This is a genomic window from Amycolatopsis sp. 3B14 (genome assembly GCF_050958625.1).
Classification (GTDB): Bacteria; Actinomycetota; Actinomycetes; order Mycobacteriales; family Pseudonocardiaceae; genus Amycolatopsis_E; species Amycolatopsis_E thermoflava.
Map to the genome: position 1 here is coordinate 1 of NZ_JBHZEN010000040.1, position 20,663 is coordinate 20,663.

The window sequence follows — 20,663 nt, forward strand, 5'->3', positions numbered from 1 at the left end:
CGTCGCCATATCCGCCAGATAATTCCCGATCGACTGATGCTGCCAAATCGGCTTGCCGAACGACTCCCGCTCCTGGGCATACCGCAACGAATCCTCCAGCGCGGCCCGCCCCACGCCCAGGGCCCGGGACGCCACCTGGATCCGGCCCACTTCCAGGCCCTTCATCATCTGCGCGAACCCCTCGCCCTCGGCGCCACCCAGCAGCGCGTCCACCGGTGCGCGGTACCCGTCGAAGGACAGCTCGCAGCTCTCCACGCCCTTGTAGCCCAGCTTCGGCAGATCACGGGACACGGTGAGCCCGTCGCCGTGTTCCACCAGCAGAATGCTCATCCCCGCGTGCCGCGGCGTGGCGGCCGGATCGGTCTTGCACAACAGCGCAATCAGCTGGGAGCGGCGGGAGTTGGTGATCCACGTCTTCGCGCCGTTGACCACGTAGTGGTCCCCCTCGCGCCGGGCCGTGGTGGTCATCGCCTGCAGATCGGATCCGCCACCCGGCTCGGTCAGCGCCATGGTCGCCCGGATCTCCCCGGTCGCCATCGGCGGCAGGTACCGGTCCCGCTGCTCAGGCGTGCCGAACGTGGCGATCAGCTTCGACACCACCGTGTGCCCGCCCATCGCCCCGGCCAGGCTCATCCAGCCCCGCGCCAGCTCCTCGGTGACCTGGACGTAGCACGGCATCGACACCGCGACCTCGCCCCACGGCGCCGGGATCGCCAAGCCGAAGATGCCCATCTCCTTCATCGCCTCGATGAGCTTCTCCGGATAGGCGTTGTCGTGCTCCAGCTCCCGCGCCACGGGCCGCACCTCGCGGTCCACGAAGTCCCGCACGGTGTCGACGATGAACTGCTCTTCGGTGCTCAGCTCAGGCATGGTGTGTCCTCGCGGTGGTGGGTGGCGGCACGAGGTGCCGGGGTCCGGTGGCGACGCCGTCGAGGGCGAGCACCCGGCCGCCCTTGGCCGCCGTAACGATGAGCGTGTCGCGGGCCGGGCCCGCGAAGCACAGGTTGGTCGGGAAGGTGCCGTCCGGGAAGCGGATGGGCGCCAGTGGGGTGCCGTCGGTGTCGAGCACGGCGATCCGGTCGGCGTCGGGCAGCGCCGCGTAGAGCCGCCCGTCGGCGTCGAACGCCAGGCCGTCCGGGCCGCCCGGAAGGACAGCGAGGACACCGTCGAAGCGCAGGGACGCCCCGTCCCAGGTGTAACCGAGCAGACGGCGTTCGCGGGTCGCGGCGACGATCAACCGGTCGCCGCGGAAGGCCAGCCCGTTGGGGAAGCCGATCCCGTCGGCGACCACCTCGAGCCGCCCGTCCCGCGGGTCGTAGCCGAACACCTGGCCGGGGCCCTCCTCGTGCGGGCTGCCGGGATCGGTGAACCAGATCCGCCCGTCCGGGCCGCGGACCAGGTCATTGGGCGCGCGCACCCCGGCGGTGAGGGCGTCCAGGACGGTGCCGCCGAGCAGGGTCTGCAGTCCCGCGGCGGCCGGGCGGTGCGAGCTGCTCCGCCGCACCGATCCCCCGTTCTGGGCGACCCACACCCGGCCGTGCTCGTCCTCGGCCAGCCCGTTCGGGCCGCCGCCGGTCTCGACGCGTCGCACGACGGCGCCGGTGCGGTGGTCGAGTTCGAGGACCTGTCCGCGGGACACGCTGGTCACGAGCAGGCGGCCGTCGCTGGTCCACAACGGACCTTCGGTGAAGCCCGCGCCGCTGGTGAGCAACCGGATGTCAGGCATCGAACACCTCACGCAGCTTCAGCTTGCTGACCTTGCCGGTGTCGGTGAGCGGCAGGTCGGCGGCGGTCATCAGCACGAACCGCGACGGCACCTTGTACCCGGCCGCCTGTCCGCGGATGTGGGCGGTCAGGTCGGCGACGAGCCCGTCCCGGTCGGCGCCCGGGTCGCGGGGCACCAGCACGCAGGCCATCACCTCGTCACCGTTCTCGCCGGGCACGCCCATGACGAAGGCCTGATCGACGGCCTCGTGCGCGATGAGGATGTCCTCGACCTCGGCTGGGGCGATGTTGATGCCCTTGATCTTCATCATCTCCTTGCGCCGCCCGGCGAAGTGCAGCCGGCCGTGCTCGTCGAGCCACCCCAGATCGCCGGTGCGGAACCAGCCGCCGCGGCGGATGGCCTCGGCGTCGAGTTCGGGCGCGTCGAGGTAGCCGTCGATCACCGCGCCGGACAGCTCGATCTCCCCGGTCACCCCGGCCGGGCACGGCCGCCCGGCGTCGTCGACGATCCGGACCTGCTGCGTGGGCAGTGCGGTGCCGCAGGTACTCAGCTTGACCTCCACCGGGTCGAGCGCGTCGCTGACCGTGGAGTGCCCGTAGCCTTCGGTGAGCCCGTACATGCTGCACACCTGCGTGACGCCGAGTTCCTCGATCACCAGGCGCTTGTCCTCGGCGGTGAACCCGCACGTGCCGGTGCGCAACGAGGAGATATCGCGCTTGCCGAACGACGGCGCGGACAGCAGCGCCCGCGTGGTGGGCGCGAGTCCGTAGTAGACGGTGCAGCGCTCCCGTTCGATGAAGGCCAGCGCCTCCTCGCCGTCGAGGCGTTCCTGCAGGCACAGCGTGGTGGCGTGGGTGAGGGCGACGGGCAGGGCGTTGGCCGTGCCGTAACCGAAGAAGAACGGCGCCGAGATCCACAGCCGGTCGCCGGGGCGCAGGTGCTGTCGGCGGCCGATCTCGCGGGGGTTGGCCACCAGCGGGCCGTGGCGCAGCGGGACCGGTTTGGGTTTCGCGGTGCTACCGCTGGTGAACAGGATCGCCGCCAGGTCGCCGGGGCCGACCGGCACGTCGACGGGCGGGCCGGCGGGCAGCGCCGGGGGCAGCTCCGCGCCGGCGGGCCAGGTGAGCGCGCCGAGGTAGTCGCGGCGGGACTCGCCGTAGAGCTCGCCGTACCCGGCCTGCGCGAGGTCGGCGAGGACGTCGCGGCCGAACAGCTTGTCGTCGGTGACGACCGCGCGCAGCCCGGCCCGCTCGATCACGTAGGCGTATTCGGAGGAGCGGTACCAGGTGTTGACCGGGACCGCGACGAGACCGGCGAGGTGCGCGCCGAGGGTCGCGGTGAGCCAGCGCAGCCCGTTGGGCAGCAGCACGCCCACCCGGTCGCCCGGCCGCAGTCCCGCGGCCGCGTAGCCCGCAGCCATCCGTTCACACGCGCCGAGCAGGCCGGCGAAGGTGGCGCGGCCGTCGGCGGCGGCCACGGCCTCGTGGTCGCCGAAGTGCTCGCCGAGGGCACGCAGCACCCCGGGCAGGGTGTCCTGGTCGAGAAGCCGGTAGTGATCCACAGTGGACTCCTTCAGGCGGGCCGGAACCGCACCAGCGGGGTGCCGTTCACGCGCTCGAACGTAGCCGTCACGGGCAGGCCGACGCGGACGTCGCCGCCGGTGACGTTGCTGATGATCTTGACGCCCTCGGTCAGCAGCACGACCGCGACGACGTACGGCGGCTGCGGTCCCGGCGGCGGGAAATAGGCCTTGCGGAACACGGCGTAGGACCACACCGTGCCGGTGCCGGCTGCGGTGAACCACTCGATGTCGCCGTGGACCCGGCAGTGCGGGCAGACCGGTTTGGGCGGGAAGCGGGACTCGCCGCAGGCCCGGCACCGCGCCACGCGCAGCTGCCCGGCTTCGAGACCGGCGAGGTGCGGGGTGAGGTCGATGGTGTTCACGGCCGGCTCCCGTACACGACGGAGGACACCAGCGGCGCGGCGCAGGCGTACTGGATGTGGGTCGCGCCGGGGATCTGCCGTGCGCCGCATTCGCCGCGCAGCTGCCGCACGGCCTCTACGTTGAGACCCCAGCCCTGCAGGTAGCTTTCGGACAGGTGCCCGCCGGAGGTGTTGACCGGGAGCTCCCCGCCCAGCCCGATCCGGCCGTCCTGGATCCAGCGCCCGGACTCCCCACGGGGGCAATAGCCCAGGCCTTCCAGGGTGAACAGGACGTTGGGGCTGAAGTTGTCGTAGAGCATCAGGCCGTCCACGTCGGCCCGGTCGACGCCGGCCTGGCGCAGCGACTCCGTGCCGGCCTCGCCGATCGCCCCGGCCCAGAAGTCCTCGGGCGGGAAGTCGGAGCCGAGGAACTGGGCCCGCTGGGCGGCGCCGCGGACGTACACCGGCGGCCGCGGCAGGTCCGGGGCGCGGTCGGCGGTGGTGAGGATCATCGCCACGCCTCCGTCGTTGATCAGGCAGTAGTCGAACAGGTGCAGCGGTTCGACGATGTAGCGCGAGGCCAGGTAGGTCTCCAGGTCGAGCGGGTCGCGCATCACCGCCGCCGGGTTGAGGGCGGCGTGGCGGCGGAAGGTCAGCGCCACCTCGGCCAGTTGCTCCTCGGTGGTGCCGTACTGGTGGCGGTGCCGCTGGAACATCAGCGCCGAGAACGCGCCTGGGGAGGTCATGCCGTAGGGCCGGGTCAGTTCCGGCGCGGTGCCGTAGCCCTCCCCCGCCGCGGTGTAGCCGGTGCCGCCTGCGCCGTAGGTGGCGCCCGCGGAGCGGCCGTCGTTGCCGTAGACCAGCGCCACGGTCCGGCACTGCCCCGTGCGCAGAGCGGCGGTCGCCAGTTCGATCGCCGCACCGCACATCCGGCCCTCGGCGGGCAGCGGCACGCACCACCGGGGCTGCAGGCCGTGGGCCGAGGCGAAGGATTCGTAGCCGGTGACCCGGCAGGCGACCAGCCCGTCGATGTCCCGGACGTCCATCCCGGCGTCGGCCAGCGCCTCGCGGAGCGCCCAGCCGGCCAGGTCGTCGGCGGAGTGGCCGGGCAGCTTGCCGAAGCGGGTGGTGCCCACCCCGGCGACGGCCGCGAGTGGCCTGTTCATCACGACTCCCTCGTCGTCTGATACTTGATAATGTATAAACTCAGTCCGGAAAGCAAGGCCCCGGACGGAACGGGCCTGCTCAGAACGCGTCGTCGGCCAGGACGCCCTGGTCCCGCAGCGTGCGCACCACGTGGTCGCCCTCCAGCCGGACGTGCTCCCGGCTGGCGGCGTCGGCGGCCGCCGCATCGCCGTCCCGCAGGGCGCGCAGGATCCGGGCGTGTCCCTTGTTCGCCTCGGGACCGCCGCCGGAGGGCACCTCGTACACCGAGCGCGGCAGGTTGCGGGACAGCTGCCGCAGCACCGACAGCAGACGGCGGCTGCCCCCGGTCTTGTTGATCAGGGAGTGGAACTCCCAGTTGAGGTCGTGCAGCTCGTCGCCGTCGGTGCTGCGCTGCATCTGCTCGTGCAGCTCCTCCAGCTTGCGCAGGACCGGCTCGGTGATCCGCGTGGCCGCCCGAGCGGTCGCCAGGCCCTGGACCATGCCGTAGATCCGGTAGTGGTCCTCGATGTCCTCCTGGCGGATCGGCACGATGAACGTGCCGCGGTGCGGCTCGGTGTCGACCAGGCCCTCGGTCTCCAGGGTGATGAGGGCTTCCCGGACGGGCAGGCGGCTCACGCCGAGCTCGGCGGCGATCGCGTCCTGCGGCACGCGCTGCCCGCGTTCGAGGGTGCCGTCGAAGATGCGTTCGCGGATGTGGGCGGCGACCTCGTCGCTCATGCTCCGCCGCTTCGGCTGTGCCGCCCTGGCCATGCCGCCACCCCGTCCCCGTGTCGCTGCTGCCGGATACTTTATCAACGTTACTCCTCGATGATCGAGGAAATGCGCGGGGCAGGCGCGGGCTCCACCCGGTCGCCGTCCACCCGCAGCGTCGACCGCGCCGTCAGGTGCGGGTCGGCGGCGGCCTCGGTCATGCTCAGCACGGGCGTGACGCAGGCGTCGAGCGGCTCGAACACCTCGGCCCACTCGGCGCGGGTGCGGCCGGCGAAGATCTCCGCGAACAGCTTCTTGGTGGCAGGCCAGGACTCCCGGTCCCACTGGTCCGGCAACCGGGCGGGGTCCAGGCCCAGCGCGCGCACCAGCCGCTCGTAGAACTGCGGCTCCATGCTGCCCACGGCCAGGTACTCGCCGTCGGCGGTCTCGTAGACGTCGTAGAACGGCGCGCCGGTGTCGATGTCGTTCGTGCCGGGCTCGGGCTGCCAGCGGCCGTCGGCGACGCGCTGCCAGATGCCGGACATCAGCAGGCTGACGCCGTCGACCATGGCGGCGTCGACGACTTGGCCGCGGCCGGTGGCGTCGCGCTCCCGCAGCGCGGCCAGCAGCCCGAAGGCGAGCAGCATCCCGCCGCCGCCGTAGTCCCCGACGAGGTTGAGCGGCGGCACCGGCGCCTGTCCCCGCCGGGCGATCGAGCGCAGGGCGCCGGTGACGGCGAGGTAGTTGATGTCGTGCCCGGCCTTGGCGGCCAGCGGGCCGTCCTGCCCCCAGCCGGTCATGCGGCCGTAGACCAGGCGCGGGTTGAGCTCCGCGCACGCCCGCGGGCCCAGGCCCAGCCGTTCCATGACGCCCGGCCGGAATCCCTCGATGAGGACATCGGCGGAGGTGATCAGCTCGCGGGCCCGTGCCAGGCCGTCGTCGGATTTGAGGTCGAGGTGCACAGTGCGGCGGCCGCGGTCGAGGATGCCGCCGTCCCGGTCGCTGCCCGGGCGGTCGATCCGCACGATCTCGGCGCCGGCGTCGGCGAGCATCATCGCGGCGAACGGCGCCGGGCCGAGCCCGGCGAACTCCACCACGCGCAGTCCGTTCAGCGGTCCCATCCGTGTTCCCTTCACGCCGGCTGCCGGTACGGGTCGCCGATGCTGCGCCCACCGCACACGACGAGCACCTGCCCGGTGACGTAGGAGGCGCCGGCCAGGTAGGCCACCGCGTCGGCGACGTCGCCGGGGTGCCCGGCGCGGCCGACCGGGATCGCCTCCAGGGTGCGTTCGCGGATGCGGTCCGGCAGCCCCTCGGTCATCCGGGTGGCGACGAACCCGGGCGCGACGCAGTTGACGGTGATGCCCTGGCGCGCGACCTCCAGCGCCAGCGACCGGGTGGCGCCGACCAGCCCGCCCTTGGCCGTGGAGTAGGCGGTGGAGCCGAAGGTGCCCAGCCAGGCGCGGGAGGCGATGTTGACCACCGCTCCCCCGCCGCGCCGCGCCATCGGGCGCAGCAGCAGCCGCGTCAGCGCCAGCGGGCCGAGCAGGTTGATCGCGAGCAGGCGGCGGAACAGCACCGGGTCGAGGCGGCCGACCCGCGCGTCCTGGAGCACGCCGGCGCAGTTGACCAGAATGTCGACGCCGCCGAACTCCGCCACGCAGGCCGCGGCGACCTGCTCGCGGGACTCGCGGGAGGCGACGTCCAGGACCATCGGCCGCGCCTTCGGGCCGATCTCCGCCGCGGCCTCCGCCGGATCGAGGTCGGCGACGACCACGACGTCGGCCTCACGGGCCAGCCGTTCGCAGACGCCCCGGCCGATGCCACCGGCGCCGCCGGTCACGAGCGCGGTCTTCATGGCCGCAACCTCCCCAGACCGCTGCCCGCGGTCACGTAGATCTCCTGTCCGGTGATGTCCCCGCCGTCGGCGGCGAGCAGCGCGGACACCTGGTGGGCGACCGCGGTTTCGGCGCCGTCGGCGTAGAGCACGGTGTTGACCGTGATGCCGTCCCGGGCGAGCTCGATCGCCAGCGTCCGCGCCATCGACAGCACACCGCCCGCGACCGCCCCGGCCGCGGTGGCGTGCGGACGGCCCAGCGCGGCCTCGGCCGGGATCAGGAACACCAGCCGTCCTGCCCCGGACAGCGCGGGCAGCTGCCGCTGCACCTCGGCCAGCACACCGGCGAGCACGTCACCGATCTCGGCGTCGAGCAGTTCGTCGGACAGCCCTTCCAGGTCCCGGTCGCCGGGCAGGTCCGGGGCCAGGCACGCGGCGGGGACCGGCGATTCCAGAGTGGACAGTGCCGCGGTGAGTGCGGCGGAGCCGCCCCACACGGGCACGGTCGTGGTCACCTGCGTCATCGGGACATCACCAGCGTCGTCACCGATCCTCCGTCCGTGCCGTTGACCGTGCCGCCCTTGCAGTAGCTCAGCCCGACGCGCGCACCCTCGACCTGCCGGGCCCCGGCGGTGCCGCGCAGCTGCCAGGTCAGCTCGCAGGCCTGGGCGACGCCGGTGGCGCCGACCGGGTGCCCGCGTGAGAGCAGCCCGCCGCTGGGGTTGACGGGCAGCCGCCCGCCGAGCGCGGTGCGCCCGGCCTCGGTCCACGCCGCTCCTTCGCCGCGCGGGATCAGGCCGAGTCCTTCCATCCGGACGATCTCGGCGATCGTGAAGCAGTCGTGCATCTCGACCAGGTCGATGTCCTCCGGGCCGGTGCCGGTGAGCTTCCAGGCCTCCTCGGCGGCCCGGCGCGAGACGTCCTCCTCGTTGACGTCGCCGATGCCCGGCCGCACGCTGCCGCTGACGAGCGCGCAGCCCAGCATGCGTGGCACGGAACCGGCCACGCCGAGGCGGCGCAGGCCGGCCGGGCTGCACAGCAGCATCGCCGCGGCGCCGTCGGAGATCGGGCTGCAGTCCAGCAGCCCGAGCGGTTCGGCGATCGGCCGCGCGGACAGCACCTCCTGCAAGGTGACCGGCCGCTGGTACTGGGCGAACGGGTTGTGCACCGAGTGGGCGTGGTTCTTCACCGCGACCGCGGCGATCTGCTCGCGGGTCGCGCCGTGATCGGCCATGTACCGGCGGGCGCTGAGCCCGTGACCGGCGGCCATCACGTACCCGACCGCCGCGTCCAGGTCACCCGGGTCGGGCCGCACGCCCCCGGACACCCGGTCGGTCATCTTCTCCACGCCGATCACCAACACGACGTCGTGCAGGCCCGCGGCCAGGGCCACCCACGCCTCACGTAAGGCGGTGGCCCCGCTGGCGCAGTAGTTCTCGTGGTTGGACACCGGGCGCCCGTCGAGGCCGAGCTGCGCCGCGACGCGTTGCCCGGCGACCGGGCCGCCGAAGACGTGCCCGACGTACAGGGCGTCCACTTGGGACAGTTCGGCGCTCGCGTCGGTGAGCGCGGCGCGGGCGGCGCCGACGGCCATGCGCTCCAGGGTCACGTCGGCGGGGTACTTGCCGAACCGGATCATGCCGGCGCCGGCGACGTGGGCGGGTGCGAGCGTCATGCCGCCACCCCCGCGCGGAACCGGTAGCCGACCAGGTCGGCGCCGTCGGCGTCCTGGCCGGTGGTCGTCAGCTCCAGGTGCACGGGCAGGCCGATCGCGACGTCCTCGGGCGCGACCCCGCTGATCTGGGCGAGCACACGGACCCCCTCCGGCAGGTCGATGTAGGCCAGCACGTAGGGCACCTCGACGCCGGGCGGCGCCTGCCGGACGACGGTGAAGCTGTACACCGTGCCGGCGGGCGAGAGCTCGGTCCCGCGGATCCCCTCGACCGCGCGGCAGCCGGGACAGAACTCCCGCGCCGGGAACGAGACCGTGGCGCACCGGTCACACCGGGACCCGAGCAGGCGTGGCGGGGTCAGCTTCAGCAGCCCGTCCCGGAAGGGGCGGGCCGCGGCGACGGCGGGCATCGGAACCTCCAGCTGTCTTCGATGAACACCCACGACGGTACAAGTTTGATACATGATCAGACAAGCCTCACGAGCAAGACAGCGCTACTAGCTGCGACTTCTAGGTTTTTCCGACACATCCTGGACACCACGGCCGCGCTGACGTAGCCTCCGTCACAACTAGTTTGTATCAAATATCGAAGAGGATGAGACGCTGATGTCAACGACGACACCCGCCCGGGGCCTGGCTCCCGTCGTGGCCTCCCGCCTCGCCGCGGACCCACACCTGTTCATCGGCGGCGAGCGCCGCGAGGCCCGCAGCGGCCGGACCCGCCCGGTCCTGGACCCGGGCACCGGCGAGCCGATCGCGACCACGGCGTGCGCCGGCGCGGCCGACATCGACGACGCGGTCGCCGCGGCCGCGCGCGCCTTCGACCCCGCCTCCGAGTGGCGGCGGATGACCCCGCTGGAGCGCGGGCGCGTCCTGACCCGCATCGGCGAGGCGATCTACGCCCGGGCCGACGAGTTCGCGGAGCTGGAGGTGCTCGACGCGGGCAAGGTGCGCGGCGCGGCCCGCGCCATCGACGTCGAGTTCGCCGCGCGGACCTTCCTCTACTACGGGGGCTGGCCGAGCAAGATCCAGGGCACCACGGTGCCCGTCTCGCACCCGGGCATCCACGTCCGCACCGAGCGGGAACCCGTCGGGGTCGCCGGGGCGATCACGGCGTGGAACTTCCCGCTGCTGCTGTGCGCCTGGAAGATGGCGCCCGCGCTGGCCGCCGGGTGCCCGGTGGTGTTCAAGCCATCGGAGGAGACCCCGCTGTCCGCGCTGTGGCTCGCCGAACTCGCCGTCGAGGCGGGCCTGCCGCCCGGCGTGCTCAACGTGGTGCCCGGCTACGGCGACGAGGCCGGGCAGGCGCTGGTGGCGCACGCGGGCGTGCGCAAGCTGTCGTTCACCGGCTCGACCGCCGTCGGCCGCCGCATCGCCCGCGACGCCTCGGACCTGCTCAAGCGGGTCACCCTGGAACTGGGCGGCAAGAGCGCGAACATCATCTTCGGCGACGCGGACCTCGACGCCGCCGTCGCCGGTTCCGCGGGCGGGATCTTCTGGCACTCCGGCCAAACCTGCAGCGCGCCGTCGCGGCTGTTCGTGCAGCGCGACATCCACGACGAGGTGGTGGACAAGCTGCTCGCCGAGGCGGCCGCGTTGTCGATCGGCCACGGCCTGGACGCGGGCGTCGACTTCGGGCCGCTGGTCAACGAGCGCCAGGTGGAGCGGGTCCGCGGCTACGTCGAGCGGGCCGCGGCCGAAGGCGCGAAGGTGCACCAGGCCGGGGAACTGCCCACCGGTGGCGGGTTCTTCTACCCGCCGACCGTGATCGCCGGCGCCACCGACGACATGGAGTGCGCGCGCGAGGAGATCTTCGGCCCGGTCGTGGTCGTGCTGCCCTTCGACGACGCCGAGGAGGCCGCCCGCCGCGCCAACGCCAGCGACTACGGCCTCGCGGCCGGGCTGTGGACCGGCAGCGTCGCCACCGAGCACGCCATGACCCGCGCGCTGCGCGCCGGCACCGTCTACGTCAACGGCTGGGGCCTGACCGACCCGGCCGCCCCCTTCGGCGGCTTCGCCCAGTCCGGCTACGGCCGCGACCTCGGCCCGGACAGCCTCGACGGCTACCTCGAAACGAAGTCCGTGTGGACCTTCCACGGCTGACCCTCCCCCGCGAACGGAAAGTAGAGACACCATGAAGACCCGCGCCGCCGTGCTGACCGGCTACCACCAGCCCTTCGAGGTCCGGGAGGTCGAACTCGACGAGCCCGGCCCCAACGAGGTCCTGCTCAAGGTTTCCGCCGCCGGGCTGTGCCACTCCGATCTGCACATGATGGACGGCGACAACGTCGTGCGTTTCCCGATCGTCGGCGGCCACGAAGCCGCCGGAGTCGTGGAGCGCGTCGGCCCGGGCGTCACCCGGGTCGCCGAGGGCGACCACGTCGTGTGCAGCTTCATCCCCAGCTGCGGCAAGTGCCGCTACTGCTCCACCGGCAAGCAGAACCTGTGCAACATGGGCGCCACCATCCTCGAGGGCAGCATGCCCGACGGCACCTTCCGCATGCACGACCCCGAGCTCGGCGACATCGGCGCGTTCTGCATGCTCGGCGCCTTTTCCGAGTACACCACCGTGTCCGAGCTGTCGTGCGTGAAGGTCGACGACTGGCTGCCGCTGGACAAGGCGGTGCTGGTCGGCTGTGGCGTGCCGACCGGGTACGGCAGCGCGGTCAACGCCGGCGAGGTGAAACCCGGTGACACCACGGTGATCTACGGGATCGGCGGCGTCGGGATCAACGCCGTGCAGGGTGCGGTGCAGGCCGGGGCGAAGAACGTCATCTGCGTCGACCCGGTCGAGTTCAAACGGCAGACCGCCAAGGAGTTCGGCGCGACCCACGTGTTCGCCACCGCCGAGGAGGCCGCCGACGCGGTCCGCGAACTGACCTGGGGCGAGGGCGCCGACCAGGCGATCTGCGTGGTCGGGGTGATGACGGAGAAGGTCATCGCGGACGCCTTCGCGGTGATCGGCAAGGGCAGCACGGTCGTCGTCACCGGTGTGGCGAACCCGGCGAACCTCACGGTGCACGTGTCCGGTTCGGACCTGGTGTTCAACCAGAAGACGATCAAGGGCACGCTGTTCGGCTCGTCCAACCCGCAGTACGACATCGTGAAGATGCTGCGGATGTACGACGCGGGCAGGCTCAAGCTCGACGAGCTGATCACCGCCCGCTACACGCTCGACGAGATCAACGACGGGTACCAGGACCTGCGCGACGGCAAGATCATCCGCGGGATCATCGACTACACCAAGTAAACCGCGCCGGTGTGGCCGGATGGGGGCCGGCCACACCGCTTCTCTCCAGGAGCTCACCGATGCGCTCTCCCTCCGCGGTCGTCGCGGCCACCCTGGTCGGCAACTTCACCGAGTGGTTCGACTTCGCCGTCTACGGCGCGGTCGCCGTCACCCTCGGCCGCGTCTTCTTCCCCACCGGCGATTCCGTCGCCTCGCTGCTGGCGTCCCTGGCGGTGTTCGGCATCGCGTTCGTGTTCCGCCCGCTGGGCGGCGCGCTGCTCGGCTCGCTCGGCGACCGGCGTGGCCGCCGCGTCGCGCTGTCCACCGCCGTCATCGGCATCAGCGGCGCCACCACCCTCATCGGCCTGCTCCCCTCCTACGCCACGATCGGGTTCTGGGCGCCGCTGCTGCTGGTGCTGCTGCGCTGCGTCCAGGGCCTGTCCGCGGGCGGCGAGTGGACGAGCGCGTCGGCGTTCCTCGCCGAGTACGCCCCGCCGGGCCGCCGCGGTTTCCGCGCCAGCCTGATCTCCGCCTCCGGCGGCCTGGCCATCGTGGCCGGCACCGGATCGGTGCTGCTGCTGGAGAACCTGCTGACCCCGGCGCAGATGCAGTCCTGGGGCTGGCGGCTGCCGTTCCTGCTCGCCGCACCACTCGGCCTGATCGGCCTGTACCTGCGGCTGCGCCTGGACGAGACGCCGGTGTACCGGAGCCTGCGCGCACGCGACGAGGTCGCCGCCACCCCGGTGCGCACCGCGCTGCGGACCGAACGCCGCACGCTGGTGCTCGCGTTCGCCTGCGCCGCGGTCACCGGGGTCGGGTTCTACTACCTGGCCACGTACTTCACCAACGCGATGTCAGCCACCGGCAACCGGACCGCGTCGCTGGCGGTGAGTTCGATCGCGCTGCTGTTCTACGCCGCGATCTGCCCGGTGGCCGGGTGGGTGTCCGACCGGGCCGGGCGGCGCCCGGTCTACGTCGGCGGCGCGCTGACCCACGCCGTGCTGGCCGTGCCGGTGCTGCTGCTGGTCGGCTCGGGCTCACCGGGCCTGGCACTGCTGGGCATGTGCCTGTTCGCCGTCCCCCAGGCGTGTCTCAACGTGATGTCGTCGATCGTGCTCGTCGAACTGTTCCCGGCCCGCACCCGGTCCAGCGGTTCGGCGCTGGCCTACAGCCTCGGGGTCGGTCCCATCGCCGGCACCGCCCCGCTCGTGGCCGCGGCACTCGCTGCCGCCACGGGCAGCCCGCTCGCGCCTGCCCTCTACCTCGCCGTCATCGCCGCCGCGGTCGGCCTCGTGCTGGCCCGCAAGCTGCCGGAAACCTCGGCCCGCCCGCTCGGCGAGCCGGCCGCCGTCACCGCGCACACCGCCTGATCCCACTCCCCCACGCGACCCGGCCCGTCCGGGCGTTCCCCCCTGCCCTCTGCCCTGGAGGCCGCCATGTCCACCGGCACCATCCTCGCCCGGCTCGAACGGCTCCCGATGAGCCGCCCGCAGTACGGCATCCTCTTCGCGGGCGGCCTCGGCCACCTGTTCGAGGCGCTCGACATCGTGATCATCGGCTTCATGCTGCCGCACCTGAAAGCGGAGTTCGGTCTGGACAACGTCCAGATCGGCCTCATCGGCGGCGCCGCGCCGGTGGGCATGATCGTCGGCGCGATCCTGGCCGGCGTGGTCGGCGACCGGTTCGGCCGCAAACGCGTGATGCTCTACGCGTTGCTGCTGTTCTGCGCCGCGTCGATCGCGCTGGCCTTCGCCAACGGGTTCGCGTTCATCCTCGTGGTCCGCGTGATCGGCGGGCTCGGCGCGGGCGCGGAGGCCGCCATCGTGTCGCCCTACATCTCCGAGTTCGCGACCGGGCACAACCGTGGCCGGTTCGTCAGCGGAGTGACGTTGTTCTTCTCGCTCGGCAACGTGGCCGCGGCGGTGCTCGGTTCGCTGGTCGTGCCGCTGGACGGCGGATGGCGCATCGCCGCGGTGATCTGCGGCCTGCCGGTGCTGGTCCTGCTGTGGTGGCGGCGCTCCCTGCCGGAATCGCCGCGGTGGCTGCTCAGCCAGGGACGCGTGGCCGAGGCGGACGCCGTGGTGACCCGTCTGGAGGAGCGGGTGATCGCCGCCCGCCGCGGCGCGGCTCTGCCGCCGGTGCCGCCGGCGCAGGTCGTCGCACCGGCCGCGCCCGCGATGTCCTGGTCGCCGCTGCAGGTGTGGCGTGGCGGTCTCGCGCGGGTGTCGGTGGCGACGTGGCTCGGCTCGTTCGTGTTCCTGTTCGCCTTCTTCGGGTTCTTCACCTGGATGCCGTCGCTGTTCCTGGAGATCGGGGTCGACCCCGGCGTCGCCGCCACCTACAGCTTCTTCCTCTTCGTGGCCCAGCCGATCGGGTACCTGACCGCGATCGCCGTCAGCGACCGGTTCGAGCGCCGCACGCTGCTGGTGATGTTCTTCGGCTTCGCCGCGCTCGCCTCGCTCGCGCTGGGGGTCGTACCACGTGACAGCATCGCCCTGCTGCTGATCGGGATGGCGTTGTCGATCTGCATCACCTGCATCTCCGGCATCGTGTTCCCGTACTGCTCGGAGGTCTACCCGACCGCCATCCGCGCCACCGGCGCCGGGCTCGCCTCGACGGCGGGCAACGCGGGCGGGCTCACCGCACCGGTCGTCATCGGGCTGGCGTTCGGCTCGATCGGGTTCGGCGGCGTGTTCGCGGTGATGGCCGCGCTGCTGGCCGCGGGCGCGCTCGTCATCCGGCTGTTCGGCCCCCGCGTCACCGGCAAGACGCTGGAGCAGGTCTTCGCCGACGAGACCGCCCGGCCCGCCACGCCCAGCACGCTCGAAGGGAGCGCGTCGTGACGCAGGCCCCCGTCCCGCGCGGGCGGATCTACTTCGCCACGGTCTTCGGCCACCTCGTCGAATGGTACGAGTTCTCCGTGTACGGCTTCGTGGCCGTCCACATCGGAGCGACGTTCTTCCCCGGCGCCGACCCGATGGCCCGGCTGCTGGCCACCTTCGGCGTGTTCGGCTTCACCTTCGGGCTCCGCCCGCTGGGCGCCCTGTTCTTCGGGCCGCTGGCCGACCGCATCGGCCGTCGTCCGGTACTGGTCACGGTGCTGCTGCTGATGTGCGGGTCGACGTTCGCGATCGGGCTGCTGCCCGGGTACGCCACGCTCGGCATCGCCGCGCCGGTGCTGCTCGTCGTGTTGCGCGGGCTGCAGAACTTCTCCACCGGCGGCGAGTTCGGCAGCGTCGGGGCGTTCATGATCGAGCACGCCCCGCCGGGGCGGCGCGGGTACGCCACCAGCTGGCTGATGTTCTCCGCCGTGGTCGGGTTCGTGATCGGCAGCCTGGTGGTCGCCTCGCTGGCCGCGGCGCTCGGTGACGCGGCGATGGCCGCGTGGGGCTGGCGGATCCCGTTCCTCGTCGCCGGTCCGCTGGGCATCGTCGGCCTCTACATCCGGCTGCGCCTGGAGGACACGCCGGAGTTCCGCGCGCTTGCCGACCGGCACGAGGTGGCGCAGTCGCCGCTGCGGGAGGCGCTGCGGTACCGGCGGGAGATCCTGACCGTGGCGGGGCTGGCCGGCCTGCACACGACCGCGTTCTACCTGGTGCTGACGTTCATGGTGTCGTACCTGACGCAGACCGTCCGGTTCGGCACCGGGCTGGCGCTCACCGCGACGCTCGCCGGCGCGGTCGCCGCGCTGGCGCCGATGCCGTTCGTGTCGGCGTGGTCGGACCGGATCGGGCGGCGGCCGGTCCTGGTCACGCTCACCGCGGCGATCGCCGTGCTGGCGGTGCCGGTGCTCGCGGTCATCCGCAGTTCCCCGGCCGGCGCGATCGCCGGGCAGGTCGTGCTCGGGTCGCTGATGGGGGCGCTGGTGTCGACCACGCTGGTGTCGATGACGGAGATCTTCCCGGCGCGGGTGCGCTCGGCCGGTTCGTCGTTCGCCTACACCATCTCGGCGGCGCTGATCGGCGGCACGGCGCCGTTCGTGTCGACGTGGCTGATCGGCGCGACCGGCAGTTCGCTGGCGCCCGCCGGGTACCTGGCCGCGACGGCACTGCTGGCTCTGGTGGCCGCCGTGTGCTTCCGGGAGCGGATGGTTCCATCGGTGAAGGGAGAAGTCCATGTTGGACAGTGACGTCCTCGACCGCGGCGAGGGACCGGCCGTGGTGTTCAGCCACGGCACGCTGCTCGACCGCACGATGTTCGACCCGCAGATCGCGGCACTGGCCGGGGCGTACCGGACGATCGCCTACACCAGCCGGGCGGGCACGTCCCGCTACGGCACCGAACGCTCGCTGGACGACCTGGTCGCCGACTGCCTCGACGTGGTGGACGGCATCGACCGGTTCGTGCTGGTCGGCATGTCGGTGGGCGGGTTCATGGCGATCGAGCTGGCGCTCAAGCACCCGGCTCGCCTGGCCGGACTGGTGCTGGTGTCCACCATGGCCGACGCGTACACGCCGGAGGAGCGCGAGCGGTTCGGGGCGCTGCTGGAGCCGATGGACACCGAGGAGCCGATCAGCGCGGAGTTCGCCGAGGCGTTCGTGCCGGTGATCTTCGGGCCGCGGACGATCGCGGAGAACCCGGAGCACGTGCGGCGGTGGGTGCGGAAGTGGAGGGCGCGCCCGTCGCGCTCCGTGTGGGGCGAGTACCGGTCGTGGATCGACCGCGAGGACCGGCTCGGGCAGCTGGCCGAGATCACCGTGCCGACGCTGATCATCCACGGCGAGGACGACGGCGGCATCCCGATCGCCCGCGCGGAGGCGATGCACGCCCGCCTGCCGGGGTCGGAGTTCGTGCGCGTCGCGGACAGCGGGCACCTGGTGACCGAGGAGCAGCCCGAGGTGGTCAACCAGGCGCTGCGGAGGTTCGTCGACGGGATCGCGCCGTGGTGAGCGCCGAGCTGGATGGCCAGGTCGCGATCGTGACCGGCGGCGCGCGTGGCATCGGCGCCGCGATCGTGCGGTCGCTGGCGGACGCCGGTGCGGCGGTGGTGATCGCGGGCGGGCGCGAAACCGACGGACGCGCCCTCGCCGCCGAACTGGGCGACCGGGTGGTCTACGAGCCGCACGACGTGGGCTGCGAGCACTCGTGGGACCGGCTTCTCCAGGCCACGGTCGCGCGGCTCGGCCAGCCCGCGATCCTGGTCAACAACGCCGGGATCTACCGGCCGGGCCCGGACGTGACCGGGACGGCGCCGGAGGACTTCGACGAGCACTACCGGGTCAACCAGCGCGGCCCCTTCCTCGGGATGCGGGCCGCGGGCGCGGTGATGAAGACGGCCGGTGGCGGGGCGATCGTGAACATCTCCTCGATCGCCTCGCACCGGCCGTATCCCGGGCAGATCGCCTACTCCACGACCAAGTGGGCGGTGCGTGGCATGACGAAGTGCGCCGCGGTGGAGCTGGGTGCGCACGGGGTTCGCGTCAACTCGGTGCACCCCGGGTTCATCGACACCGGGATGCTGGACGTCATCACCGAGGAGTGGAACGCCCAGGTCCTCGCGGCGACGCCGCTGGGGCGGCGGGGTCTGGCCGAGGAGGTCGCGGCGACCGTGCTCTTCCTGGTCTCCCCGGCCAGCGCCTTCGTCACCGGCGCGGAGTTCGTCGTGGACGGCGGGTTGGCTTCCTAGCGGGCCTGCGCGGCGGCGAGGGCCCGCACCGCGGCCGCCACGTCGGACTCGTCGTTGAAGTAGTGGAATCCGAACCGGACCCGGTCGCCCAGTGCGGTGGCGCGCACGCCGTGCCCGGCCAGCGACCGGGCGATCCGGTCGGCGTCCTCAGTGGCCAGGACGACGATGTGCGAACCCGGTCCACTGTGGACACGCTGCAGCCCGAGTGCCGCCGCCTCGTCGGTCAGCTGCCCGGCCAGGCCGAGCACGTGCCGTTCCACCGCGGCCGGGTCCAGCTGGTGGAACAGGCGCAGCGCAGCACAGGCGCCCAGCCAGGAGAACCACGCCGGTGAGGCGTCGCAGCGGGCGGCGTCCGGTGCGAGGTCCAGGTCGCCGCCGAAGTAGCCGTGCGGCGCGGCGGTGGACTTCCAGCCGGGCGCCAGCGGCCGCAGCCCGGCCACCCGGTCCGGCCGCGCCACCAGCCATGCCGCGCCCCGGGGGCACAGCATCCACTTGTAGCCGTGCACCGCGAGGTAGTCGGGCGCCACGGCCGGGTCGAACCGCAGCGCGCCGAGCGACTGGGTGAGGTTGACGAACAGGCGCGCCCCGACCCGGTCGGTCGCGGCGCGCAACGCGGGAAGGTCCAGCCGCTGCCCTTCGCGGCTGGTCACCTCGCTCACCGCCAGCAGCGCCACGTCCTCGTCGAGGGCAGCGATCAGGTCCTCGGCCCGGGTCACGCCGTCCCGCGCCGGGACGCTCACCACGTCGTGCCGCGCCAGCCAGGGGAACCGGTTGCTGCGGAAGTCCTGCTCCGCCACCACGACCCGGCCACGGGGCAGGGACGCGGCGACGGTCGCGGCGGCCTCGGCGAGCGAGGACACCGTGGCGACCGTGCCCGGCGGGACGCCGAGAAACCCGGCGAACAGCTCCCGCGCATCGCCGGCGGCAGAGTCCCAGGCGAGCCAGTCGAACCCGCCGGAGGACCACGTGTCGAGCACCTCGCGCATCGCGGTCACCACCGGCTCCGCCCCTGGCGGCGCGCCCGGCGTGTCCAGCCACACCTGGTCGCGCAGCGCGGGGAAGAGCGCCCGGAACTCGGCGGGCGTCACCGGGGCACCGCGGCCATGGCCTCGACCTCCACCAGGATGTCCGGCCGGGCGAGCGCGGCCGCCACGATCAGCGACTGGGCCGGCCAGTCGCCGTCCGGGTACCAGCGGGTGAAGGTCCGCTTCACCACGGACCGGAAGCCGGTCAGGTGCTCGGTGCCGGCCACCATGCTGAACACCTTGACCAGGTGCCGCGGCTGCGCGCCCGCCGCGGCGAGGAGCCGTTCGAGGTTGGCGAACATCGCCTCGGTCTGGGCTTCGGCGTCGGCACCGGCGAGCGAGCCGTCGGGCAGCGCGCCGACCTGCCCGGAGATCACCACGAGCTCGTGCCCGGGCGGAACGTGCGCCAGGTGGCTGTACATCCCGATCGGGGCAGCGACGGTGTCCGGGTTCCAGCGCTTGATCATGCGTTCTCCTCGGTTCGTTCCACAGTGGTGAGGACCTCGCGCAGCACGGCGAGCGCCTCGTCCGCCTCGGCGACGGTGACGGTCATCGGCGGGGTGACCCGCAGGACGTTGCCGTGCAGGCCGCCGCGGCCGACCAGCAGGCCACGCTGCCGGGCGGCCTCCAGCACGCGCAGGGTCGCGGCCACGGCCGGTTCGCGGGTGCCGGGCACGACGAGTTCCACGCCGATCATCAGCCCCATCCCGCGGACCTCGCCGACGAGCGGGCAACCGTCCGCGATCGCACGCAGGCCGGTCATCAGGTGCTCGCCGACCTTGTCGGCGTTCGCCTGCAGGTCGTGCGAGAGCAGGTAGTCCAGGGTCGCGACACCGGCGGCCGTGGCGAGCGGGTTGCCGCCTGCGGTGGAGATCGAGTTCGCGCCGAGGCAGTCCATCAGACCGGCGGGCGCGACGACCCCGCCGATCGCGACGCCGTTGCCCAGGCCCTTGGCGAAGGTGATGGCGTCCGGGGTCACGCCGGAACCCGGCATGGCGAAGAACGACCGGCCGGTGCGTCCCCACCCGGACTGGACCTCGTCGGAGATCAGCAGGATGCCGTAGTCGTCGAGCACGGCCTTCATCGCCGGGAAGAAGCCCTCGGGCGGGGTGGCGAACCCGCCCGCGCCCTGGACCGGCTCGGCCAGCAGGCACGCCACGTCCCCGGCGGTGGAGGTCTCGATGATCGTGCGCAGCTCGTCGGCGCAGGCCGCCACGAACGCGGCGTCGTCCAGGTGACCGAAGGGGCTGCGGTAGCGGTAGCCGCTGTGCACGTAGGTGACCGCGAGCGGGCTGAGCGCGGTGGCCGACCAGCCCCGGATCCCGGTGGCCGCGACCGTGCCGAAGGACCGGCCGTGGTAGCTGCCACGCAGCGCGAGCACCTGGTGCGACCGGCGCCGCTGGGTGGCCAGCAGCAGCGCCGTCTCGACGGCCTCGGTGCCGGAGTTGACGAAGAAGACCTTCGCGTCGGGCAGGCCGGACAGCTTCGCGATCCGCTCGGCGAGCTCGACCTGGCTGCGGATCAGGTACAGCGTCGAGGAGTGCAGCAGACGCCCGGCCTGCGCCCGGATCGCCTCGGTGATCTCCGGGATGTCGTGGCCGACCATGGTGGCGAGCAACCCGCCGAAGAAGTCGAGGTACTCGCGGCCCTCGCCGTCGGTCACGCGGCGCCCTGAGCCGCGGACCAGTTCGATCGGCTCGTCGTAGTAGAGCTGCATCCAGGACGGCATGACCTGGCGGTGGCGCTGCCACAACTCGGCGTGGGGCAC

21 protein-coding genes are annotated in these 20,663 nt (G+C 72.7%); 7 read left to right on the top strand and 14 right to left on the bottom strand.

The features are described 5' to 3' along the window. The 11 genes from ACCP09_RS22200 to ACCP09_RS22250 form a co-directional block, all read right to left on the bottom strand. Positions 1–870, bottom strand: an 870-nt coding sequence (locus ACCP09_RS22200) for an acyl-CoA dehydrogenase family protein (protein ID WP_433749678.1), incomplete at its 3' end; no start/stop codon positions are given. Further along, positions 863–1,726, bottom strand: coding sequence for an SMP-30/gluconolactonase/LRE family protein (locus tag ACCP09_RS22205; protein ID WP_433749681.1), 864 nt, complete (start codon positions 1,724–1,726; stop codon positions 863–865). The genes ACCP09_RS22205 and ACCP09_RS22200, both read right to left, overlap by 8 nt. Further along, positions 1,719–3,287, bottom strand: coding sequence for a class I adenylate-forming enzyme family protein (locus ACCP09_RS22210; protein ID WP_433749684.1), 1,569 nt, complete (start codon positions 3,285–3,287; stop codon positions 1,719–1,721). Before ACCP09_RS22210 ends, ACCP09_RS22205 begins: the two co-directional genes overlap by 8 nt. A gap of 11 nt (positions 3,288–3,298) precedes the next feature. Next, positions 3,299–3,670, bottom strand: a complete 372-nt coding sequence (locus tag ACCP09_RS22215; RefSeq protein ID WP_237335253.1) for a Zn-ribbon domain-containing OB-fold protein — start codon at positions 3,668–3,670, stop codon at positions 3,299–3,301. Further along, the gene (locus ACCP09_RS22220; protein ID WP_433749688.1) at positions 3,667–4,815 is read right to left on the bottom strand and encodes a thiolase family protein; all 1,149 of its coding nucleotides are present in this window, start codon (positions 4,813–4,815) and stop codon (positions 3,667–3,669) included. Before ACCP09_RS22220 ends, ACCP09_RS22215 begins: the two co-directional genes overlap by 4 nt. 79 nt (positions 4,816–4,894) lie before the next feature. Further along, the gene (locus ACCP09_RS22225) at positions 4,895–5,533 is read right to left on the bottom strand and encodes a GntR family transcriptional regulator (protein ID WP_020415907.1); all 639 of its coding nucleotides are present in this window, start codon (positions 5,531–5,533) and stop codon (positions 4,895–4,897) included. Between the two features lie 80 nt (positions 5,534–5,613). Further along, positions 5,614–6,627 (bottom strand): CaiB/BaiF CoA transferase family protein, encoded by a 1,014-nt coding sequence (locus ACCP09_RS22230; RefSeq protein WP_433749692.1) that lies wholly within the window; start codon positions 6,625–6,627, stop codon positions 5,614–5,616. Positions 6,628–6,638: 11 nt separating this feature from the next. Further along, the gene (locus tag ACCP09_RS22235) at positions 6,639–7,364 is read right to left on the bottom strand and encodes an SDR family NAD(P)-dependent oxidoreductase (protein WP_433749695.1); all 726 of its coding nucleotides are present in this window, start codon (positions 7,362–7,364) and stop codon (positions 6,639–6,641) included. After that, positions 7,361–7,867, bottom strand: coding sequence for an SDR family oxidoreductase (locus tag ACCP09_RS22240; protein ID WP_433749698.1), 507 nt, complete (start codon positions 7,865–7,867; stop codon positions 7,361–7,363). The genes ACCP09_RS22235 and ACCP09_RS22240 overlap by 4 nt, the downstream gene beginning before the upstream one ends. After that, complete coding sequence (locus ACCP09_RS22245; protein ID WP_433749701.1) at positions 7,864–9,018, bottom strand: thiolase family protein; 1,155 nt, start codon at positions 9,016–9,018, stop codon at positions 7,864–7,866. The genes ACCP09_RS22240 and ACCP09_RS22245 overlap by 4 nt, the downstream gene beginning before the upstream one ends. Further along, positions 9,015–9,425: a Zn-ribbon domain-containing OB-fold protein gene (locus tag ACCP09_RS22250; RefSeq protein ID WP_433749704.1), complete on the bottom strand. Its 411-nt coding sequence runs from the start codon at positions 9,423–9,425 to the stop codon at positions 9,015–9,017. The genes ACCP09_RS22245 and ACCP09_RS22250 overlap by 4 nt, the downstream gene beginning before the upstream one ends. 196 nt (positions 9,426–9,621) lie before the next feature. Here ACCP09_RS22250 and ACCP09_RS22255 point away from each other — a divergent pair, with 196 nt between their 5' ends. The 7 genes from ACCP09_RS22255 (at position 9,622) to ACCP09_RS22285 (ending at position 17,870) form a co-directional block, all read left to right on the top strand. Next, a complete protein-coding gene (locus ACCP09_RS22255) occupies positions 9,622–11,118 on the top strand; it encodes an aldehyde dehydrogenase family protein (RefSeq protein ID WP_237335260.1) in 1,497 nt (498 codons plus the stop codon). A gap of 31 nt (positions 11,119–11,149) precedes the next feature. Beyond that, positions 11,150–12,265 carry an NDMA-dependent alcohol dehydrogenase gene (locus tag ACCP09_RS22260; RefSeq protein ID WP_433749708.1) on the top strand — a complete coding sequence of 372 codons (1,116 nt, stop codon included), beginning with the start codon at positions 11,150–11,152 and terminating at the stop codon, positions 12,263–12,265. 59 nt (positions 12,266–12,324) lie between these two features. Further along, positions 12,325–13,614 (top strand): MFS transporter, encoded by a 1,290-nt coding sequence (locus ACCP09_RS22265; protein ID WP_433749710.1) that lies wholly within the window; start codon positions 12,325–12,327, stop codon positions 13,612–13,614. A 66-nt stretch (positions 13,615–13,680) separates the two neighbouring features. After that, positions 13,681–15,087 carry an MFS transporter gene (locus ACCP09_RS22270; protein WP_433749713.1) on the top strand — a complete coding sequence of 469 codons (1,407 nt, stop codon included), beginning with the start codon at positions 13,681–13,683 and terminating at the stop codon, positions 15,085–15,087. Next, entirely contained in the window at positions 15,084–16,373 is a 1,290-nt protein-coding gene (locus tag ACCP09_RS22275; protein WP_433749716.1) for an MFS transporter, read from the top strand. The genes ACCP09_RS22270 and ACCP09_RS22275 overlap by 4 nt, the downstream gene beginning before the upstream one ends. Further along, on the top strand, positions 16,360–17,133 hold the full coding sequence (locus tag ACCP09_RS22280; RefSeq protein WP_433749719.1) for an alpha/beta fold hydrolase: 774 nt from the start codon (positions 16,360–16,362) through the stop codon (positions 17,131–17,133). The genes ACCP09_RS22275 and ACCP09_RS22280 overlap by 14 nt, the downstream gene beginning before the upstream one ends. Further along, the gene (locus ACCP09_RS22285) at positions 17,130–17,870 is read left to right on the top strand and encodes an SDR family NAD(P)-dependent oxidoreductase (protein WP_433749722.1); all 741 of its coding nucleotides are present in this window, start codon (positions 17,130–17,132) and stop codon (positions 17,868–17,870) included. The genes ACCP09_RS22280 and ACCP09_RS22285 overlap by 4 nt, the downstream gene beginning before the upstream one ends. Here ACCP09_RS22285 and ACCP09_RS22290 read toward each other — a convergent pair. Genes ACCP09_RS22290 through ACCP09_RS22300 form a run of 3 tightly spaced genes read right to left on the bottom strand, consistent with a single transcriptional unit; the run spans position 17,867 to position 20,663 of the window. Beyond that, the gene (locus ACCP09_RS22290) at positions 17,867–18,958 is read right to left on the bottom strand and encodes an aminotransferase class V-fold PLP-dependent enzyme (protein ID WP_433749725.1); all 1,092 of its coding nucleotides are present in this window, start codon (positions 18,956–18,958) and stop codon (positions 17,867–17,869) included. The genes ACCP09_RS22285 and ACCP09_RS22290 overlap by 4 nt on opposite strands. Next, positions 18,955–19,362, bottom strand: a complete 408-nt coding sequence (locus ACCP09_RS22295) for a RidA family protein (RefSeq protein ID WP_431903315.1) — start codon at positions 19,360–19,362, stop codon at positions 18,955–18,957. The genes ACCP09_RS22290 and ACCP09_RS22295 overlap by 4 nt, the downstream gene beginning before the upstream one ends. After that, a complete protein-coding gene (locus ACCP09_RS22300) occupies positions 19,359–20,663 on the bottom strand; it encodes an aspartate aminotransferase family protein (protein ID WP_433749729.1) in 1,305 nt (434 codons plus the stop codon). The genes ACCP09_RS22295 and ACCP09_RS22300 overlap by 4 nt, the downstream gene beginning before the upstream one ends.

Bases quoted from the DNA above. Each gene is read 5' to 3' on its own strand.
- ACCP09_RS22205 (WP_433749681.1), bottom strand. From the start codon at position 1,726: ATGCCTGACATCCGGTTGCTCACCAGCGGCGCGGGCTTCACCGAAGGT.
- ACCP09_RS22220 (WP_433749688.1), bottom strand. From the start codon at position 4,815: ATGAACAGGCCACTCGCGGCCGTCGCCGGGGTGGGCACCACCCGCTTC.
- ACCP09_RS22225 (WP_020415907.1), bottom strand. From the start codon at position 5,533: ATGAGCGACGAGGTCGCCGCCCACATCCGCGAACGCATCTTCGACGGC.
- ACCP09_RS22230 (WP_433749692.1), bottom strand. From the start codon at position 6,627: ATGGGACCGCTGAACGGACTGCGCGTGGTGGAGTTCGCCGGGCTCGGC.
- ACCP09_RS22235 (WP_433749695.1), bottom strand. From the start codon at position 7,364: ATGAAGACCGCGCTCGTGACCGGCGGCGCCGGTGGCATCGGCCGGGGC.
- ACCP09_RS22240 (WP_433749698.1), bottom strand. From the start codon at position 7,867: ATGACGCAGGTGACCACGACCGTGCCCGTGTGGGGCGGCTCCGCCGCA.
- ACCP09_RS22245 (WP_433749701.1), bottom strand. From the start codon at position 9,018: ATGACGCTCGCACCCGCCCACGTCGCCGGCGCCGGCATGATCCGGTTC.
- ACCP09_RS22250 (WP_433749704.1), bottom strand. From the start codon at position 9,425: ATGCCCGCCGTCGCCGCGGCCCGCCCCTTCCGGGACGGGCTGCTGAAG.
- ACCP09_RS22255 (WP_237335260.1), top strand. From the start codon at position 9,622: ATGTCAACGACGACACCCGCCCGGGGCCTGGCTCCCGTCGTGGCCTCC.
- ACCP09_RS22260 (WP_433749708.1), top strand. From the start codon at position 11,150: ATGAAGACCCGCGCCGCCGTGCTGACCGGCTACCACCAGCCCTTCGAG.
- ACCP09_RS22265 (WP_433749710.1), top strand. From the start codon at position 12,325: ATGCGCTCTCCCTCCGCGGTCGTCGCGGCCACCCTGGTCGGCAACTTC.
- ACCP09_RS22270 (WP_433749713.1), top strand. From the start codon at position 13,681: ATGTCCACCGGCACCATCCTCGCCCGGCTCGAACGGCTCCCGATGAGC.
- ACCP09_RS22280 (WP_433749719.1), top strand. From the start codon at position 16,360: ATGTTGGACAGTGACGTCCTCGACCGCGGCGAGGGACCGGCCGTGGTG.
- ACCP09_RS22295 (WP_431903315.1), bottom strand. From the start codon at position 19,362: ATGATCAAGCGCTGGAACCCGGACACCGTCGCTGCCCCGATCGGGATG.